Here is a 2,992-nt window from a genome sequence, read left to right on the forward strand (position 1 = left end):
CGAGCCCGGCAAAAAGGATGGGGATTTATTTAGTTCATAGCTTTTTTCTCCTCAAATATTTTTAACTTTGCGACCTTTATGATCCGCTTTATATTTGCGCATCCATTTTCCTAACCGAAAGCACCTTATTACTCAGAATATTATTCACATGAAAAATCTCTTTACTTCAGAATCAGTATCCGAAGGACATCCGGATAAAGTAGCCGACCAGATCTCAGATGCCATCTTAGACGCTCTCCTCACTGACGACCCAGATTCCCGTGTAGCCGTAGAAACCCTTGTAACCACCGGACTTGCCGTGGTTTCCGGGGAAGTGACTACCGATGCTTATGTGGATGTTCAGGAAATCGTTCGCCAGGTGATCCGTGAGATCGGTTATACCAAACCTTCCTACCGCTTTGATTCTGAAAGCTGCGGTGTACTGACTACCATCCACACCCAAAGTCCTGACATAGCCATGGGAGTTGACCGTGACGGCGCCGGAGACCAGGGAATGATGTTCGGTTATGCCACCCGCCAAACGCCGGAGTTTATGCCGATGCCACTTCAGTATTCTCACAATCTGCTGCGTGAGCTGTCCCGTATTCGTAAGGAAACAGATCTGATGCCTTATCTTGCGCCGGATAGTAAAAGTCAGGTTACCATTGAGTATAATGATGATGGCAGCCCAAAACGCATTCACACCATCGTACTTTCAACTCAACATGATGAGGGTGTTGATCAGAATCAGATCAAACAAGATGTCAAAAAGCATTTGGTTTCTAATGTGCTTCCTGCTGAATTTCTGGATAATGAGACTATTTATCACGTAAACCCAACCGGGAAATTTGTGATCGGCGGTCCCCATGGCGACACCGGCCTTACCGGACGTAAGATCATTGTAGATACCTACGGTGGATTTGGAGCCCACGGTGGCGGTGCTTTTTCAGGGAAAGATCCTTCCAAAGTAGACCGCAGTGCGGCTTATGCTTCCCGCCACATCGCAAAGAATATCCTGGCTGCTGAACTTGCCGATGAATGCCTCGTACAGCTTGCTTATGCCATTGGTGTAGCCGATCCGGTTTCCATTAACGTGAATACCTATGGAACTGGAAAGATGAGTGATGTGGAGCTGGCTGATAAAATTGCTAATACTTTTGATTGCACGCCTCAGGGAATCATCAAGCGGTTCAACCTGAAGTCTCCTATTTATCGCCAAACAGCGGCATACGGCCACTTTGGAAGAGAGGAATTTCCATGGGAGAAGCTGGATTATGTGAATAAACTGAGCTAAAGAATATTGAACAGATGAATATTCAATATTGAATTTACAGTAAGATCGTCCTTCGAGAATCTCCTCATTTCTGTTATTTTCCATGAATTCTTAAATCAATGGAGTTTATGGATAACGAGCGCTTTCAGTCAGATTCAGGCCAGCCAACGATAGAGTTCTTCGACATCCCCATCATGGAGCCGATGGTCACCTTTACCGATCTTTGGATCACTGCTGTTTGTTTATTTGCCCTTTTTAAGCTTATAAAACTGAACAAAAAAGGGAAAGTCCATCAGTATATGCGGTGGTATTTTGGGATCATGGCGCTCGCTACTTTTTTGGGAGGAGTACTGGGACATGCTTTTCAATACGCGGTTGGGCTTGAATGGAAACTCCCCGGGTGGCTCATTAGTATGCTTGCTGTTATGGCGATAGAGCGTGCCTCCATTATGCACGCTCAGCCTGTTATCAATGATAAGTTTGGCAGGTTTCTTGAAGTAGCCAATGTTGTTGAGTTACTCACCTTCGCCGTCATAACCTTCACCACCCTTAACTTCTTTTTCATACAAATACACTCAGCATACGGACTGGGGCTTGTTGTGCTTCCGTTGCATTTTTTGGTGTATTGGCGCACCCGGAATGAAGGCAGTCGCATCTTTTTCCTTACCGTACTTTTTGCCACACTCGCTGCTTTTTTCTATACCAGCGAAATTGGCATTCACACCTGGTTTAATCACCTTGACGTTGCACATACCGTTATGGCCATCAGCATGTACTGCTTTTATCGGGGAGCACGAAAACTGGAGGTACTGAAACCTGAAGATATCAAAGAAAACAAGGGCAGCTTTAAAGACGCCGTGAAAGATGCTCTTGCCGGCCTAAAAAACAATTTGAAAAGACGATCGGTGGATATAGATTAATATAGATTCACGTCGCCTAAATCATAACACCTAAATCTATCTCCCATGAAAATCCTACCCGCATTTCTCCTTTCATTGTCATTGCTAATGATCTCTTGTGCTCCTGCACAGCCTCAAACAGTGTTCACAAACGTTAATGTTATTCCCATGGATAGCGATCAGGTTTTGGAAGATCATACTGTTATTGTTGAAGGAGACCGCATTGTGGAAGTTGGTCCTTCCTCTGAGGTAAGTGTCTCTTCTAATGCAACTATAATTGATGGTACCGGGAAGTATCTGATGCCCGGACTGGCTGAGATGCATGGGCACGTCCCTCCCACTGATCCCGGGCCAAATGCTCCTGATTACTTTGACGATAAATATGTGGAAAGCACCTTATTTCTATACATATCAGCCGGGATTACAACTGTCCGGGGTATGTTGGGTTATGAAAATCAGCTGGAACTTAAAGAACGCGTTAATTCCGGAGAATTGGTTGGGCCAAATCTGTACCTGGCCGGACCAAGTTTCAACGGAAATACCATCGCATCCCCGGAACAGGCAGCTGAAAGGGTTCGAGAACATAAAAAAGAGGGCTGGGATCTGCTTAAAGTTCACCCCGGCTTATCGCTTGAGGAATATAATGCTATGGCTGAGACGGCTCAAGAGGCTGGCATTACCTTTGGCGGGCACGTACCGGAAGATGTCGGAGTGATCCATGCCATAGAATCAGGTCAAATTACCATTGATCATGTTGACGGATATGTAAGCTATTTACGTCAATTTGAAGAGGATGAGATGGAAGCAAAGATGGCATATATCATTCAGCTTACCAAAGAAA

Annotated in this window: 3 protein-coding genes; all 3 read left to right on the top strand. The window is 45.1% G+C overall.

All coding sequences use genetic code 11. From position 1 onward, the window contains the following. The first annotated feature begins 148 nt into the window (after positions 1 to 148). Entirely contained in the window at positions 149 to 1,273 is a 1,125-nt protein-coding gene (gene metK, locus VFM80_RS11260) for a methionine adenosyltransferase (RefSeq protein ID WP_395071929.1), read from the top strand. A 107-nt stretch (positions 1,274 to 1,380) separates the two neighbouring features. Further along, on the top strand, positions 1,381 to 2,172 hold the full coding sequence (locus VFM80_RS11265) for a DUF6962 family protein (RefSeq protein WP_395071930.1): 792 nt from the start codon (positions 1,381 to 1,383) through the stop codon (positions 2,170 to 2,172). Between the two features lie 45 nt (positions 2,173 to 2,217). Then, the coding region (locus tag VFM80_RS11270) for an amidohydrolase family protein (RefSeq protein ID WP_413789710.1) at positions 2,218 to 2,992 on the top strand (775 nt) is incomplete at its 3' end.

It is taken from the genome of Gracilimonas sp. (genome assembly GCF_035704785.1).
Taxonomy (GTDB): Bacteria; Bacteroidota; Rhodothermia; order Balneolales; family Balneolaceae; genus Gracilimonas.

Excerpts from the sequence above, each read along its gene's own strand:
- metK (WP_395071929.1), top strand. The coding sequence starts at position 149 with ATGAAAAATCTCTTTACTTCAGAATCAGTATCCGAAGGACATCCGGAT.
- VFM80_RS11265 (WP_395071930.1), top strand. The coding sequence starts at position 1,381 with ATGGATAACGAGCGCTTTCAGTCAGATTCAGGCCAGCCAACGATAGAG.